Genomic DNA, 16,418 nt, shown 5'->3' with positions numbered 1-16,418 from the left:
GACAAAAAATATCAAGTCTTAAGAGTGAACACATAATGAAATTCATTATGACGTTTTACACTTGAGCATCGCTGCACTTGTTGCAGCAAATCGAACTTTTAATTGAAGAGTTTGATCATGGCTCAGATTGAACGCTGGCGGCAGGCCTAACACATGCAAGTCGGACGGTAGCACAGAGGAGCTTGCTCCTTGGGTGACGAGTGGCGGACGGGTGAGTAATGCCTGGGAAACTGCCCGATGGAGGGGGATAACCACTGGAAACGGTGGCTAATACCGCATAACGTCTTCGGACCAAAGTGGGGGACCTTCGGGCCTCACACCATCGGATGTGCCCAGGTGGGATTAGCTAGTAGGTGAGGTAACGGCTCACCTAGGCGACGATCCCTAGCTGGTCTGAGAGGATGACCAGCCACACTGGGACTGAGACACGGCCCAGACTCCTACGGGAGGCAGCAGTGGGGAATATTGCACAATGGGCGCAAGCCTGATGCAGCCATGCCGCGTGTATGAAGAAGGCCTTCGGGTTGTAAAGTACTTTCAGTGGGGAGGAAGGCAGAGTGTTAATAGCTTCGCTGATTGACGTTACCCGCAGAAGAAGCACCGGCTAACTCCGTGCCAGCAGCCGCGGTAATACGGAGGGTGCAAGCGTTAATCGGAATTACTGGGCGTAAAGCGCACGCAGGCGGTCTGTCAAGTCGGATGTGAAATCCCCGGGCTCAACCTGGGAACTGCATCCGAAACTGGCAGGCTAGAGTCTTGTAGAGGGGGGTAGAATTCCAGGTGTAGCGGTGAAATGCGTAGAGATCTGGAGGAATACCGGTGGCGAAGGCGGCCCCCTGGACAAAGACTGACGCTCAGGTGCGAAAGCGTGGGGAGCAAACAGGATTAGATACCCTGGTAGTCCACGCCGTAAACGATGTCGACTTGGAGGTTGTGCCCTTGAGGCGTGGCTTCCGGAGCTAACGCGTTAAGTCGACCGCCTGGGGAGTACGGCCGCAAGGTTAAAACTCAAATGAATTGACGGGGGCCCGCACAAGCGGTGGAGCATGTGGTTTAATTCGATGCAACGCGAAGAACCTTACCTGGCCTTGACATCCACGGAATTTTGCAGAGATGCGAAAGTGCCTTCGGGAACCGTGAGACAGGTGCTGCATGGCTGTCGTCAGCTCGTGTTGTGAAATGTTGGGTTAAGTCCCGCAACGAGCGCAACCCTTATCCTTTGTTGCCAGCGGGTAATGCCGGGAACTCAAAGGAGACTGCCGGTGATAAACCGGAGGAAGGTGGGGATGACGTCAAGTCATCATGGCCCTTACGGCCAGGGCTACACACGTGCTACAATGGCGCATACAAAGAGAAGCGACCTCGCGAGAGCAAGCGGACCTCATAAAGTGCGTCGTAGTCCGGATCGGAGTCTGCAACTCGACTCCGTGAAGTCGGAATCGCTAGTAATCGTAGATCAGAATGCTACGGTGAATACGTTCCCGGGCCTTGTACACACCGCCCGTCACACCATGGGAGTGGGTTGCAAAAGAAGTAGGTAGCTTAACCTTCGGGAGGGCGCTTACCACTTTGTGATTCATGACTGGGGTGAAGTCGTAACAAGGTAACCGTAGGGGAACCTGCGGTTGGATCACCTCCTTACCTGAAGATACCTTCCCGCGCAGTGTCCACACAGATTGTCTGATAGAAGTAACGAGCAAAGTAGTACCCGAGTCCCCATCGTCTAGAGGCCCAGGACACTGCCCTTTCACGGCTGTAACAGGGGTTCGAATCCCCTTGGGGACGCCATACCGGTAACGACGTGAAAGACGTTGCCACCCAGTATCTCAAAGCTGACTTTAACGAGTCATGTTTGAGATATTTGCTCTTTAACAATCCGGAACAAGCTGAAAATTGAAACGACATGTCGTTTTCATTCTCCGTAAATAAGAATGAAATCAACGATATGTTCGAGTCTCTCAAATGCTCGCAACAGCAATGTGTCCTCCGGGACGCTTGTGGGTTGTGAGGTTAAGCGACTAAGCGTACACGGTGGATGCCTAGGCAGTCAGAGGCGATGAAGGGCGTGCTAATCTGCGATAAGCGTCGGTAAGGTGATATGAACCGCAACAACCGACGATACCCGAATGGGGAAACCCAGTGTGCTCCGGCACACTATCATGTCATGAATACATAGTGGCATGAGGCGAACCGGGGGAACTGAAACATCTAAGTACCCCGAGGAAAAGAAATCAACCGAGATTCCCCCAGTAGCGGCGAGCGAACGGGGAACAGCCCAGAACCTGAATCAGTTTGTGCATTAGTGGAAGCGTCTGGAAAGTCGCAGGGTACAGGGTGATACTCCCGTACACAAAAATGCACTTGCTGTGAGTTCGATGAGTAGGGCGGGACACGTGACATCCTGTCTGAATATGGGGGGACCATCCTCCAAGGCTAAATACTCCTGACTGACCGATAGTGAACCAGTACCGTGAGGGAAAGGCGAAAAGAACCCCGGCGAGGGGAGTGAAAAAGAACCTGAAACCGTGTACGTACAAGCAGTGGGAGCACCTTCGTGGTGTGACTGCGTACCTTTTGTATAATGGGTCAGCGACTTATATTCTGTAGCAAGGTTAACCGTATAGGGGAGCCGCAGGGAAACCGAGTCTTAACTGGGCGTTAAGTTGCAGGGTATAGACCCGAAACCCGGTGATCTAGCCATGGGCAGGTTGAAGGTTGGGTAACACTAACTGGAGGACCGAACCGACTAATGTTGAAAAATTAGCGGATGACTTGTGGCTGGGGGTGAAAGGCCAATCAAACCGGGAGATAGCTGGTTCTCCCCGAAAGCTATTTAGGTAGCGCCTCGTGAACTCATCTCCGGGGGTAGAGCACTGTTTCGGCTAGGGGGCCATCCCGGCTTACCAACCCGATGCAAACTGCGAATACCGGAGAATGTTATCACGGGAGACACACGGCGGGTGCTAACGTCCGTCGTGAAGAGGGAAACAACCCAGACCGCCAGCTAAGGTCCCAAAGTCATGGTTAAGTGGGAAACGATGTGGGAAGGCACAGACAGCCAGGATGTTGGCTTAGAAGCAGCCATCATTTAAAGAAAGCGTAATAGCTCACTGGTCGAGTCGGCCTGCGCGGAAGATGTAACGGGGCTAAACCATGCACCGAAGCTGCGGCAGCGATACGCAAGTATTGTTGGGTAGGGGAGCGTTCTGTAAGCCGTCGAAGGTGGCCTGTGAGGGCTGCTGGAGGTATCAGAAGTGCGAATGCTGACATAAGTAACGATAAAGCGGGTGAAAAGCCCGCTCGCCGGAAGACCAAGGGTTCCTGTCCAACGTTAATCGGGGCAGGGTGAGTCGACCCCTAAGGCGAGGCCGAAAGGCGTAGTCGATGGGAAACGGGTTAATATTCCCGTACTGGGTGTTACTGCGAAGGGGGGACGGAGAAGGCTATGTTAGCCGGGCGACGGTTGTCCCGGTTTAAGCATGTAGGCTTGAGTTCCAGGCAAATCCGGAACTCTTTAAGGCTGAGGTGTGATGACGAGGCACTACGGTGCTGAAGTAACAAATGCCCTGCTTCCAGGAAAAGCCTCTAAGCATCAGGTAACATCAATCGTACCCCAAACCGACACAGGTGGTCAGGTAGAGAATACCAAGGCGCTTGAGAGAACTCGGGTGAAGGAACTAGGCAAAATGGTGCCGTAACTTCGGGAGAAGGCACGCTGGCGCGTAGGTGAAGGGACTTGCTCCCGGAGCTGAAGCCAGTCGAAGATACCAGCTGGCTGCAACTGTTTATTAAAAACACAGCACTGTGCAAACACGAAAGTGGACGTATACGGTGTGACGCCTGCCCGGTGCCGGAAGGTTAATTGATGGGGTTATCCGCAAGGAGAAGCTCTTGATCGAAGCCCCGGTAAACGGCGGCCGTAACTATAACGGTCCTAAGGTAGCGAAATTCCTTGTCGGGTAAGTTCCGACCTGCACGAATGGCGTAATGATGGCCAGGCTGTCTCCACCCGAGACTCAGTGAAATTGAACTCGCTGTGAAGATGCAGTGTACCCGCGGCAAGACGGAAAGACCCCGTGAACCTTTACTACAGCTTGACACTGAACATTGAGCCTTGATGTGTAGGATAGGTGGGAGGCTTTGAAGCGTGGACGCCAGTCTGCGTGGAGCCAACCTTGAAATACCACCCTTTAACGTTTGATGTTCTAACCTGGCGCCGTGATCCGGCGTGGGGACAGTGTCTGGTGGGTAGTTTGACTGGGGCGGTCTCCTCCTAAAGAGTAACGGAGGAGCACGAAGGTCAGCTAATCACGGTCGGACATCGTGAGGTTAGTGCAATGGCATAAGCTGGCTTGACTGCGAGAGTGACGGCTCGAGCAGGTGCGAAAGCAGGTCATAGTGATCCGGTGGTTCTGAATGGAAGGGCCATCGCTCAACGGATAAAAGGTACTCCGGGGATAACAGGCTGATACCGCCCAAGAGTTCATATCGACGGCGGTGTTTGGCACCTCGATGTCGGCTCATCACATCCTGGGGCTGAAGTAGGTCCCAAGGGTACGGCTGTTCGCCGTTTAAAGTGGTACGCGAGCTGGGTTTAGAACGTCGTGAGACAGTTCGGTCCCTATCTGCCGTGGGCGCTGGAGAATTGAGAGGGGTTGCTCCTAGTACGAGAGGACCGGAGTGAACGCACCACTGGTGTTCGGGTTGTCATGCCAATGGCATTGCCCGGTAGCTAAGTGCGGAAAAGATAAGCGCTGAAAGCATCTAAGCGCGAAACTTGCCTCGAGATGAATTCTCCCTGACTCCTTGAGAGTCCTGAAGGGACGTTGAAGACTACGACGTTGATAGGCCGGGTGTGTAAGCGCAGCGATGCGTTGAGCTAACCGGTACTAATGACCCGTGAGGCTTAACCTTACAACGCCAGAAGCGTTCTGGTGAGCGTTATGAGAGACGCGAAGACAATTTTCAGCCTGTACCGGATAAAGAATTTATCTGTCCTCCTGCGGAGTCAATTCCGAAGGATTTTGTGCTGTGACAAGGCGGCCAGCGAAGTGAGTGAAGGAGCATACACAGGTATGTGACTGAGCTTGCGAGCGCAGGCAACGCAGTCAGAGCGCAAAAGACACAGGACAGAGCACAGAATTTGCCTGGCGGCTTTAGCGCGGTGGTCCCACCTGACCCCATGCCGAACTCAGAAGTGAAACGCCGTAGCGCCGATGGTAGTGTGGGGTCTCCCCATGCGAGAGTAGGGAACTGCCAGGCATCAAATTAAGACCCGTAAGCGGGTCGTGACCTTACCCCTGACAAGGTAAGGGCGAAACACCTGAAGTCAGACGCAGTCTGAAGTCAGTACAGAATCGGTGGAGCGGTAGTTCAGTTGGTTAGAATACCTGCCTGTCACGCAGGGGGTCGCGGGTTCGAGCCCCGTCCGTTCCGCCACCCTTTTAGGGGCGTAGTTCAATTGGTAGAGCACCGGTCTCCAAAACCGGGTGTTGGGAGTTCGAGTCTCTCCGCCCCTGCCAAATAAAAACAATCCTTTGCTTCGGCAAAGGATTTTTTTTGTCTAAAATTCCTGCCATTTTTCCTGTTGGTTCCAGTTGTCACTCGTAAAGAATAGAAAAGGGCCAGAAAACCGGCCCTGTTAGATGCTTATTTGTACTGATTATGCTCGCGTATTCACCGGAAATTTAATCAGCTGCCGGATATGTGCCTGCTGATCGCTGTTTTGTAACCACACTGCGTACAGTGGTCTGGTCGCTACAGCGGTATCAGGGATCACTAACAGATCGCTGTATTCTTTGCCCCAGGCATCCGGTAAAAAAGTACAGGCACCGGTTGTATGTAGAAGCTGACGAGCTAAATGTGCTGATGTTGTCGTCAGCACCGGAACATCATCCGCCCCGGCCAGATAGCTCTCATGCTGATGGAAATCAGCACCCCATTCCAGCTTAATATAATCATATTTCTCCTTTTTCTCCGATTTTCGCGACCGGAAAAGCGTCAGGGAAATATGACCAATCTGCTGGCTGGTTAATTCATCCATTTTTGGCGCTTCAGTTGTGATCAGCAGGTCAAGCTGCCGTTCATGCAGCTGCTTAACCAGCGAATGACGCTGCGCAACACGCGCTTCCACATGCAGGCTTTCACGATTTTCATACAGCGTCTGTAGCCATGGAGTCAGATACGCTTCCCACAAAGAGGCACTGGCCCCAATGGACAGCTCATGATGCTGCTGTGTGTGCGCGACCTCTTTCTTGGCCATCAGCCACGTGCTCATCAGGCTCTCTGCGTAAGGCAGTAATCGCTCCCCGGCAGCCGTCAGCCTGATGTTATTGCGATGGCGCGTAAACAGGTTAACTCCCAGCTGGTTTTCAAGCTGCCTGATGCGAAAACTTACAGCAGATTGCGTGAGATAGAGTGCTTCGGCGGCACGTCCAAAGTGACGAGTTCTGCTCACTTCAAGAAAGGTTTTCAATAATTCCGTATCCACATCCATCTCCTAAAAAACATTTGTCGTTATGATTTAAATGTTTTGTTTTACACTCTGTCAAGCCTATCTAATACTCCGCGCCATAAATAGCACGGCCATAAAAGAGTTAGGAGCGTGTAAAATGGCGGAAAGCTTCGCAACAACGAATCGTTTTTTTGATAACAAACATTACCCTCGCGGGTTCTCCCGTCACGGTGATTTCACCATCAAAGAAGCCCAACTTCTTGAGCGTTATGGTTACGCTTTTAATGAGCTCGACCTGGCAAAACGAGAGCCATCAACGGAAGAAGAGCGTCTGTTCATTGAGGTGTGCCGGGGCGTGCGTGAGCCACAAACTGAGGCAGAAAAAGTCTGGTCAAAGTATATGACCCGAATTAAACGTCCTAAACGTTTTCATACCCTTTCCGGCGGCAAGCCGCAGATGGAAGGCGTTGAAGACTACACGGATAGTGACGATTAAGAAAAAGGGGCTTCGGCCCCTTTCTCATTTCTGCTATTGCAGGCTGTTGTGCAAGTGAATCAGCAAACGGTCAATCCCACGGTAACTCACTGCTTCCGTCAGATGGTTCCGGTTAACTTCGTCCTCCCCTTCCAAATCAGCAATGGTACGTGCCACTTTTAGCAGGCGTTGCCATGCTCGCACCGACAGCCCCAGCTGGTTAAGTATTTGCTCCAGCCATTGGGCGTCCTCAGGTGTAAGTGTACAGCAAGCCTGGATTTCGTGGTTTTTCATTACCGCATTCACTTTGCCGCAGCGATTTATCTGGCGTTCCCGCGCTGCCAGAACCCGTACGCGAACCTCCTGGCTCGACTCGCCGCCGCCCTGCTGCGCACTTAACGTTCCTGGCGGCAGTAGCGGAACTTCAAGAGAGAGATCGAAACGGTCGAGGAAAGGGCCAGAGAGGCGACTGAGATAGCGCAGTGTCTGCTGGGGTGAACTGCGATTATGTGGGCCGCTGTAGTGCCCGGTTGGGCTGGGATTCATCGCAGCGATCAGCTGGAAGCGTGCCGGATAGGTGATTTTGGCGCGTGCGCGGGAAATACTGATCTCACCTGACTCCAGTGGCTCGCGCAGGGAATCCAGAGCGCGGCGTTCAAACTCCGGAAGCTCGTCAAGAAACAGGATGCCGTTGTGGGCGAGAGATATCTCACCTGGCTTTGGTATTGAGCCGCCGCCGACCAGGGCATAGAGAGAGGAGCTGTGATGAGGGGAACGAAACGGCCTCTGACGCCACTGACGATGCAGATCACCACTACCCAGCAGACTGGCTACGCTGGCACTCTCCAGGGCCTCACGATCGCTTAGAGGCGGCATCAGGCTATTCAACCGGGATGCCAGCATTGTCTTACCTGTGCCTGGTGGGCCGATCAATAACAGATTGTGTCCCCCCGCGGCCGTAATCTCCAGCGCGCGCTTGGCCTGCTGCTGACCAATAATCTCGTTCAGGTCTCCTCCTGCATGCGGCGGACATATCTGTGGCCTGCTTTGTGCCTCTTCCAGCTGTGCTCTGCCGTGCAGGAAAGCGCACACCTCCAGCAGATGACCGGCAATTAAACTCTTCCCGTGCTGAATCAAGGCAACATCATTCACATTGTCCGCTGAGAGAATAAGCTGCCGTCCGGCATCGAGTGCGGCAACGGCAGCAGGAATAGCGCCCTGTACGCCACGTAGCGCGCCCGTCAGGGCTAACTCGCCGAGGAATTCATACCCGGCAAGTTTTGCCGCTGGAATCTGCTCTGAGGCAGCCAGAATGGCAATAGCGATGGGCAAGTCATAGCGTCCACCCTCTTTAGGTAAATCGGCGGGTGCCAGGTTGACGGTGATCCGTTTAGCCGGAAAGGTAAATCCGCTATTGAGAATGGCGCTGCGCACCCGATCCCGGGCTTCTTTCACGGTGGTTTCCGGCAGGCCAACCAGGGAAAGGGCAGGCAAGCCATTACTCAGATGAACTTCCACAGACACCAGAGGTGCCTGAATGCCCAATGCGGCACGGGTATTGGCAACAGATAGCGACATAACACACTCCTTGTGTTCACTACTGTGGATTGTGGTGACTTAGCAGGCCAGTGAGAAAACGTTAATTTGCGCGCGGTGCTGTGATCGATCGCATTCGGTTGACCACCGATGACATTCTGTTGCGGGACGCCTCACGGATTTCCACTATGTGGAAATAAAATAGTCACGCATCGTGACAGATGAAAAAAAATCAATGCCTTCTTATTTACTGAATAACAATAGTTTTTTCTTGTTTTGTGCAAGGGCTCATAAAATAAAATAATGAAAAAAGTTGAATTAAAGCTGATAACTGTGATAACTCTGTAGGCATTACTTCGAACAAGTGAATTAAAAGAATCCGAATGAAAGCCCTTCTACGAGTCATTAGCCTAGTCATTATTAACGTCGTCGTGATTATTATCACGCCGTGCGGGGCTACGCTCGGAGAAAGAAAGGCTTAAAAATCAAGCCTGATTTCGAAAGAACCCCCGCACCGAAAGGTCCGGGGGTTTTTTTTTGGCAAGACAATATGAGAGAGGAACAGAATATGAACAGTAGCATAAAATGCTGTTGTTCCCAGCGAGAGGCGGGGGAATAACTATGAATGGTGCTCAGTGGGTGGTTCAAGCTTTGCGTGCACAGGGAGTCGAGACAGTTTTCGGCTATCCGGGTGGTGCAATTATGCCGGTCTATGACGCGCTGTATGACGGCGGTGTCGAACACCTACTTTGCCGCCATGAGCAGGGTGCAGCTATGGCCGCTATCGGCTTCGCTCGTGCAACCGGAAAAGTCGGCGTCTGTATCGCCACTTCAGGGCCGGGTGCGACCAATCTGATCACCGGCCTGGCGGACGCCATGCTGGATTCTGTACCTATCGTTGCTATCACGGGCCAGGTTTCATCTGCGGTGATGGGAACGGATGCCTTTCAGGAGATTGACGTTCTGGGTCTGTCTCTGGCCTGTACCAAACATAGCTTCCTCGTAGAGTCCCTTGATGAACTGCCGGTGGTGTTGGCAGAAGCTTTTGCTATTGCAAAATCAGGTCGTCCTGGCCCGGTACTGGTTGATATCCCTAAGGATATCCAGTTAGCCAGCGGCGATCTGGTGGCTCATCTGCTGCCGGTAGAGCAGGCAATGCCGCATCCGTATGCCGAATTGCAGCAGGCGCGTAACCTGCTGGCTCAGTCGAAAAAACCAATCCTGTATGTGGGCGGTGGCGTGGGTATGGCGGATGCAGTGCATGCATTGAGGGCGTTTGCTAAAGAGACCGGAATTCCTACCGTTGCGACCTTGAAAGGTCTTGGTACCCCGGATGCTGAAGACGCATATTACCTCGGTATGCTGGGGATGCACGGCACCAAAGCAGCTAACCTCGCAGTGCAGCAGTGTGATCTGTTGATTGCTGTAGGCGCTCGCTTTGACGACCGCGTAACTGGCAAGCTGGATACCTTCGCCCCGCATGCCAGCGTGATCCATCTGGATATTGACCCCGCAGAACTGCATAAACTCCGCCGGGCCCATGTTGGCCTGCAAGGCGACCTCAATAAGCTGCTGCCCGATCTGTACCAGCCGATTGCTATCACCGCCTGGCGTGAAGAGGTGAAAGCGCTGAAAGCCAATAACGGCTGGCGTTACGATCATCCGGGCGAAGCCATTTTTGCGCCGCTGTTTTTAAAGCAGTTATCCGATCGTAAGCCGCAAAGCGCGGTAGTTACCACAGACGTGGGACAGCATCAGATGTGGGCAGCTCAACATATGAGTTTTAACCGCCCTGAAAACTTCATCACATCGAGCGGTTTGGGCACCATGGGGTTCGGCCTGCCTGCCGCTGTGGGTGCCCAGGTTGCTCGCCCGGATGACACAGTTATCTGCGTTTCCGGTGATGGCTCCTTCATGATGAACGTGCAGGAGCTGGGTACCATTAAGCGCAAGCAGCTACCGGTTAAAATTGTTTTGATCGATAACCAGCGCCTGGGAATGGTACGCCAGTGGCAGCAGCTGTTCTTCGAAGAACGTTATAGCGAAACTAACCTCTCAGATAATCCGGACTTTCTCATTCTGGCCAGTGCCTTCGGCATTCCCGGCCAGCGTATTACCCGTAAAGATCAGGTCGACGCCGCATTAGACGCTTTGCTGCACAGTGAAGGGCCATACATGCTCCACGTCGCGATTGACGAGCATGAGAACGTCTGGCCTCTGGTACCACCGGGTGCCAGCAACGAAAATATGATGGAGAAGACCTCATGAAACAGCATCAATTGTCTATAGAAGCACGTTTTCGCCCGGAAATACTGGAACGCATTTTGCGCGTCGTACGTCACCGTGGTTTTCAGGTGTGCTCAATGAACATGGCGTCGCTGGTGAATACTGACAATATTAATATTGAGATGACCGTTGCCAGCCTGCGCTCTGTCGATTTACTGTCAACACAGTTGAGTAAATTGATGGACGTGGCATGCGTTCAGATCCAACAACAAACATCACAACAAATCCGCGCATAAGCGCGCAAGGAAACAAGAATGACGAAGAAAGCAGACTTTATCTGGTTCAATGGCGAGATGGTAAAATGGGAAGACGCTAAGGTTAGCGTGATGTCCCATGCCCTGCACTACGGCACTTCAGTATTTGAAGGCGTACGCTGCTATGACTCGCACAAAGGGCCAGTAGTCTTCCGCCATCGTGAACATATGCAACGCCTGCGCGATTCTGCAAAAATTTACCGTTTCCCTGTCAGTCTGAGCGTTGATGAACTGATGGAGGCCTGCCGTGCCACTCTGCGCAAGAATAATCTTAAGAGTGCCTATATTCGTCCGTTAGTGTTTGTTGGTGATGTTGGTCTGGGCGTTAACCCGCCGGACGGCTACGAAACTGATGTCATTATCGCTGCCTTCCCATGGGGCGCTTACCTCGGTGCTGAAGCGCTGGAGCAGGGGATTGATGCGATGGTTTCTTCATGGAACCGCGTGGCGCCAAACACGCTGCCGACTGCGGCCAAAGCGGGCGGTAACTATCTCTCCTCACTGTTGGTAGGCAGCGAAGCTCGCCGCCACGGTTATCAGGAAGGTATCGCGCTGGACACTCAGGGTTATATCTCTGAAGGCGCGGGTGAAAACCTCTTTGAAGTGAAAGACGGGATCCTCTTTACGCCACCGTTCACCTCTTCTGCGCTGCCAGGAATTACCCGTGACGCCATCATCAAACTGGCGCAGGATATGGGTATTGAAGTGCGTGAGCAGGTACTGTCACGTGAATCTCTGTACCTGGCTGATGAAGTGTTTATGTCAGGTACCGCAGCAGAAATCACTCCGGTACGCAGCGTTGACGGTATTCAGGTTGGCGAAGGTAAACGCGGCCCGGTTACCGCGCGTATCCAGTCTGCATTCTTTGGTCTGTTCACGGGTGAAACGGAAGACAAATGGGGCTGGCTGGATCCGGTTAACCCATAACAAAAAATACTTTTCGCGGGCATCAGTTGATGCCCGCGCACTATCTGATTTCTGGAGTAAAGAGCATGCCTAAGTATCGTTCCGCCACCACCACCCACGGCCGAAATATGGCGGGTGCCCGTGCACTGTGGCGCGCCACGGGAATGACCGATGATGATTTCGGCAAACCGATTATTGCGGTTGTTAACTCCTTCACGCAGTTCGTGCCTGGCCACGTTCATCTGCGCGATCTGGGAAAACTGGTCGCTGAAGAGATCGAAGCGTCAGGCGGCGTTGCGAAAGAGTTCAACACCATTGCCGTCGATGATGGTATCGCGATGGGCCACGGCGGGATGCTCTACTCTCTGCCGTCTCGCGAGCTGATCGCTGACTCGGTGGAGTATATGGTGAATGCACACTGTGCTGATGCCATGGTGTGTATTTCCAACTGCGACAAGATCACCCCCGGAATGCTGATGGCTTCACTGCGCCTGAATATTCCGGTGATCTTCGTTTCCGGCGGCCCGATGGAAGCGGGTAAAACTAAGCTCTCCGACAAAATCATCAAACTCGACCTGGTTGATGCGATGATTCAGGGGGCAAACCCGAACGTCAGCGATGCAGAGAGCGATCAGATTGAGCGCTCTGCTTGCCCAACCTGCGGCTCCTGTTCCGGTATGTTCACCGCTAACTCAATGAACTGCCTGACCGAAGCGCTGGGTCTGTCACAGCCAGGTAACGGCTCACTGCTGGCGACCCACGCCGATCGTAAAGAGTTGTTCCTGAATGCTGGCCGTCGAATTGTTGCTCTGACTAAGCGTTATTACGAGCAGGATGATGAAACGGCACTGCCGCGCAGCATCGCCAGCAAAGCAGCCTTTGAAAACGCCATCACGCTGGATATCGCCATGGGCGGTTCCACTAACACTGTTCTGCATTTGCTGGCTGCTGCCCAGGAAGGCGAAATTGACTTCGATATTTCTGATATCGACCGCCTGTCCCGTGAGGTTCCGCACCTGTGTAAAGTGGCACCAAGCACCCAGAAATATCATATGGAAGACGTACACCGTGCGGGTGGCGTGCTCGGTATTCTTGGTGAGCTGGATCGCGCCGGATTGCTGGACAATAGCGTACGTAACATCCTCGGCCTGAGCCTGCGGGAAACCCTCGATCAGTACGACATCATGCTGACCAAAGATGAAGCGGTGAAGAAAATGTTCCGCGCCGGCCCGGCGGGTATTCGTACCACCCAGGCGTTCTCGCAGGACACTCGTTGGGACACGCTGGATGACGATCGTAAGGAGGGCTGTATTCGCTCACGCGAGTTTGCTTTCAGTCAGGACGGTGGCCTGGCGGTGCTGTATGGCAACATCGCTGAAAACGGCTGTATTGTTAAAACGGCAGGCGTTGATGAAGGCAGTCTGGTGTTTAGCGGCCCGGCGAAAGTCTATGAAAGTCAGGACGATGCGGTTTCTGCCATTCTCGGCGGAAAAGTTGTCGCCGGTGATGTGGTGGTGATCCGTTACGAAGGCCCGAAAGGCGGTCCCGGCATGCAGGAAATGCTCTATCCGACTACTTATCTGAAATCTATGGGGCTCGGCAAAGCCTGTGCGTTGATCACCGACGGTCGTTTCTCCGGCGGTACTTCTGGTCTCTCCATTGGTCATGCCTCACCGGAAGCAGCCAGTGGCGGTACTATCGCACTGGTAAAAGATGGAGATACCATCAATATCGATATTCCTAACCGCGGTATTGAGCTGGCGATCTCTGTTGAAGAGCTGGCAGCACGCCGTCGTGAAGAAGAAGCTCGCGGCGATGAAGCCTGGACGCCACACGGTCGTGAACGTCAGGTCTCCTTTGCGCTGCGCGCTTATGCCACACTGGCAACCAGCGCTGATAAAGGCGCCGTCCGTGATAAGAGTAAGCTGGGAGGCTAACAAACATGGCTGAATCTCAACCGCTATCCGATCAACCCAATGGCGCGGAGTATCTGCGTGCCGTGCTGCGTGCCCCGGTGTATGAAGCTGCGCAGGTGACACCGTTGCAGAAGATGGAAAAAATCTCTGCGCGCCTCGGTAACACTATTTTGGTGAAACGTGAGGATCGCCAGCCGGTGCACAGCTTCAAGCTGCGCGGTGCTTACGCAATGATTGCCGGGCTGAACGAAGAGCAGAAGGCCAGAGGGGTGATTACCGCCTCGGCCGGTAACCATGCCCAGGGCGTGGCGCTCTCTTCCAGCAAGCTGGGGATCAAATCTCTGATTGTGATGCCGGTGGCAACTGCGGATATCAAAGTGGATGCTGTGCGTGCGTTTGGCGGTGAGGTTTATCTGTTTGGGGCCAACTTTGACGAAGCGAAAGCGAAAGCCATTGAGCTGTCCGAATTGCAGGGCTATACCTTTGTGCCGCCGTTCGATCACCCGATGGTCATCGCCGGGCAGGGCACGCTGGCTATGGAACTGTTGCAGCAGGATGCTCACCTGGATCGCGTCTTCGTGCCGGTAGGCGGTGGCGGGCTGGCGGCGGGTGTCGCGGTGTTGATCAAGCAGCTGATGCCGCAAATCAAAGTGATTGCGGTCGAAGCTGCCGATTCGGCCTGTCTGAAAGCCGCGCTTGATGCCGGTCATCCGGTTGATCTGCCGCGCGTCGGGCTGTTTGCTGAAGGGGTGGCGGTGAAGCGGATCGGTGACGAAACGTTCCGCCTGTGTCAGGAGTATCTGGACGATATTATCACCGTTGACAGCGATGCCATCTGTGCCGCGATGAAAGATCTGTTTGACGATGTTCGCGCGGTCGCGGAGCCTTCAGGGGCGCTGGCGCTGGCAGGGATGAAGAAGTATATCCAGCTGCACCAGATCCAGGGTGAACGCCTGGCACATGTGCTGTCTGGCGCTAACGTGAACTTCCACGGCCTGCGCTACGTCTCTGAGCGATGCGAGTTGGGTGAGCAGCGTGAAGCGCTGCTGGCGGTAACCATTCCTGAGCAGCAGGGTAGCTTCCTGCGTTTCTGCCAGTTACTGGGCGGCCGTTCGGTCACCGAGTTCAACTACCGTTACGCTCACGCTGATGAAGCCTGTATTTTCGTGGGTGTAAGGCTGACGCGCGGCCTGGACGAACGTGAGGAGATTCTGACGCTTCTTTCCGAGGGCGGTTACAAGGTGGTGGATCTCTCCGACGACGAAATGGCGAAGCTGCATGTGCGTTACATGGTCGGCGGACGTCCATCTAAGCCACTACGTGAAAAGCTGTTCAGCTTTGAGTTCCCGGAAGCGCCCGGTGCGCTGCTGCGTTTCTTGCAGACGCTCGGCACTCACTGGAATATTTCGCTGTTCCACTATCGCAGCCACGGCACCGACTATGGCCGCGTGCTGGCGGCATTTGAGCTGAGTGACAGTGAACCGCAGTTCGAAGAGCATCTGGCGGCGCTGGGCTATGATTTCCACGATGAAACGCATAACCCTGCTTTCCGCTTCTTCCTTGCTGGCTAAAGCAGTTTCCAGAAAGCATCAATAAGCGGCTCTGTGAGTCGCTTTTTTTGTACGCAAACGCCCAGCTCAAACGGCGCTACCATCTCCACATCTTCCAGTTCCAGAATGCGGTTACGTATCGGCTCCGGGCTGTTTTCCAGCACCACGTCGGGCAGCAGTGCAATACCACAGCCCAACGCCACCATTGATACAATCGCCTCATGGCCGGAGACCGTAGCGTAAATCTGCGGATTCGCGATATGGCGATGACGGAACCATAAATCAATACGCCGCCGCGATGGCCCCTGAGCGGGCAGAATAAACGGGATTTGCGCCCAGTCGGGCTGCGGCTGGGTTGCCTGAGTTCGAACCGGGCAGGGCAGCGCCGGTGCGATCAGCACCAGAGGAATCAGTCCGAGAGGCATAAAGCCAATGCTGGTGGGCAACGTTTCCGGTCGCCCCGCAATGGCAATATCCACCTCGTTGGTCTGCACTTTTTCCACCGCATCGGCAGCATCGCCGGTGGTGAGTTTGATTTCAACCAGCGGATGTTCGGCACGAAACCGATCGAGGATTGGCGGCAGATGGCTGTAAGCGGCGGTTACCGAGCAGAATAGCTTCAGTTCACCGCTGAGTGACGGGCCGTTCTGACCGATAGCGTGACGCATCTGCTGATACTGCAACAGCGTTTGCTGCGCGAACTGGCGCAGACGCTCTCCGGCATCGGTCAGGGTAACGGTACGGTTGTCGCGTAAAAATAGCGTCTGCCCGAGATCTTCCTCCATCCGCTGAATCTGTCGTGAGAGCGTTGAGGGGCTGACATGCATCGCCCGTGCACTGCGCCCGAAATGGCGGCTTTCAGCCAGATGGAGAAACAATTTCAGGTCGCGTAAATCCATCAGAGTCGTGCCTCGTTTTCATGTTGCAAAAAGTGCAATGTCACGTTGTTAATATATCAATTTCAGCAACGCATTTCCTGTCATATGATAAGGTCTATTGAGGGCAGGGAAATAACCCGCCCCGACAACAAACAATAATGCG

The 16,418-nt window shown here is 53.8% G+C and carries 10 protein-coding genes, 3 tRNA genes and 3 rRNA genes; 13 read left to right on the top strand and 3 right to left on the bottom strand.

The genetic code is table 11. From position 1 onward, the window contains the following. Window positions 1-99: 99 nt before the first annotated feature. From GN242_RS20310 to GN242_RS20285, 6 genes are all read left to right on the top strand, one after another. A 16S ribosomal RNA gene (locus GN242_RS20310) occupies window positions 100-1,641 on the top strand. 71 nt (window positions 1,642-1,712) lie between these two features. Then, window positions 1,713-1,788, top strand: a tRNA-Glu gene (locus GN242_RS20305). Window positions 1,789-2,008: 220 nt separating this feature from the next. Next, window positions 2,009-4,914 (top strand): 23S ribosomal RNA (locus GN242_RS20300). A 232-nt stretch (window positions 4,915-5,146) separates the two neighbouring features. Further along, window positions 5,147-5,262: ribosomal RNA gene (gene rrf / locus GN242_RS20295) — 5S ribosomal RNA — on the top strand. Together the 16S, 23S and 5S rRNA genes with 3 tRNA genes alongside form the textbook arrangement of a ribosomal RNA operon. A 100-nt stretch (window positions 5,263-5,362) precedes the next feature. Then, window positions 5,363-5,439 (top strand) — tRNA-Asp (locus tag GN242_RS20290). Between the two features lie 7 nt (window positions 5,440-5,446). After that, window positions 5,447-5,522, top strand: a tRNA-Trp gene (locus GN242_RS20285). A 140-nt stretch (window positions 5,523-5,662) separates the two neighbouring features. Here GN242_RS20285 and hdfR read toward each other — a convergent pair. After that, a complete protein-coding gene (hdfR, locus tag GN242_RS20280; protein WP_156288112.1) occupies window positions 5,663-6,490 on the bottom strand; it encodes an HTH-type transcriptional regulator HdfR in 828 nt (275 codons plus the stop codon). 121 nt (window positions 6,491-6,611) lie between these two features. Here hdfR and GN242_RS20275 point away from each other — a divergent pair, with 121 nt between their 5' ends. After that, entirely contained in the window at window positions 6,612-6,950 is a 339-nt protein-coding gene (locus GN242_RS20275) for a MaoP family protein (RefSeq protein ID WP_154754454.1), read from the top strand. A gap of 33 nt (window positions 6,951-6,983) precedes the next feature. Here GN242_RS20275 and GN242_RS20270 read toward each other — a convergent pair whose 3' ends face one another. Next, complete coding sequence (locus GN242_RS20270; protein ID WP_156288111.1) at window positions 6,984-8,507, bottom strand: YifB family Mg chelatase-like AAA ATPase; 1,524 nt, start codon at window positions 8,505-8,507, stop codon at window positions 6,984-6,986. 341 nt (window positions 8,508-8,848) lie between these two features. Here GN242_RS20270 and ilvL point away from each other — a divergent pair, with 341 nt between their 5' ends. The 6 genes from ilvL (at window position 8,849) to ilvA (ending at window position 15,398) form a co-directional block, all read left to right on the top strand. After that, the gene (ilvL, locus tag GN242_RS20265) at window positions 8,849-8,947 is read left to right on the top strand and encodes an ilv operon leader peptide (protein ID WP_154754456.1); all 99 of its coding nucleotides are present in this window, start codon (window positions 8,849-8,851) and stop codon (window positions 8,945-8,947) included. A 139-nt stretch (window positions 8,948-9,086) separates the two neighbouring features. Further along, window positions 9,087-10,733 carry an acetolactate synthase 2 catalytic subunit gene (ilvG, locus tag GN242_RS20260; protein ID WP_156288110.1) on the top strand — a complete coding sequence of 549 codons (1,647 nt, stop codon included), beginning with the start codon at window positions 9,087-9,089 and terminating at the stop codon, window positions 10,731-10,733. After that, on the top strand, window positions 10,730-10,987 hold the full coding sequence (gene ilvM / locus GN242_RS20255; protein WP_154754458.1) for an acetolactate synthase 2 small subunit: 258 nt from the start codon (window positions 10,730-10,732) through the stop codon (window positions 10,985-10,987). The genes ilvG and ilvM overlap by 4 nt, the downstream gene beginning before the upstream one ends. 18 nt (window positions 10,988-11,005) lie before the next feature. Beyond that, complete coding sequence (locus GN242_RS20250; protein ID WP_154754459.1) at window positions 11,006-11,932, top strand: branched-chain amino acid transaminase; 927 nt, start codon at window positions 11,006-11,008, stop codon at window positions 11,930-11,932. A gap of 65 nt (window positions 11,933-11,997) precedes the next feature. Further along, a complete protein-coding gene (ilvD, locus tag GN242_RS20245) occupies window positions 11,998-13,848 on the top strand; it encodes a dihydroxy-acid dehydratase (RefSeq protein ID WP_154754460.1) in 1,851 nt (616 codons plus the stop codon). Between the two features lie 5 nt (window positions 13,849-13,853). Continuing rightward, entirely contained in the window at window positions 13,854-15,398 is a 1,545-nt protein-coding gene (ilvA, locus tag GN242_RS20240; RefSeq protein ID WP_154754461.1) for a threonine ammonia-lyase, biosynthetic, read from the top strand. Here the strand turns inward: ilvA and ilvY are convergent. Then, entirely contained in the window at window positions 15,395-16,276 is an 882-nt protein-coding gene (gene ilvY, locus GN242_RS20235) for an HTH-type transcriptional activator IlvY (RefSeq protein WP_154754462.1), read from the bottom strand. The genes ilvA and ilvY overlap by 4 nt on opposite strands. Window positions 16,277-16,418: the final 142 nt, after the last annotated feature.

Source organism: Erwinia sorbitola (genome assembly GCF_009738185.1).
Lineage (GTDB): Bacteria > Pseudomonadota > Gammaproteobacteria > Enterobacterales > Enterobacteriaceae > Erwinia > Erwinia sorbitola.
This window is presented reverse-complemented; position numbering and strand designations above follow the sequence as displayed.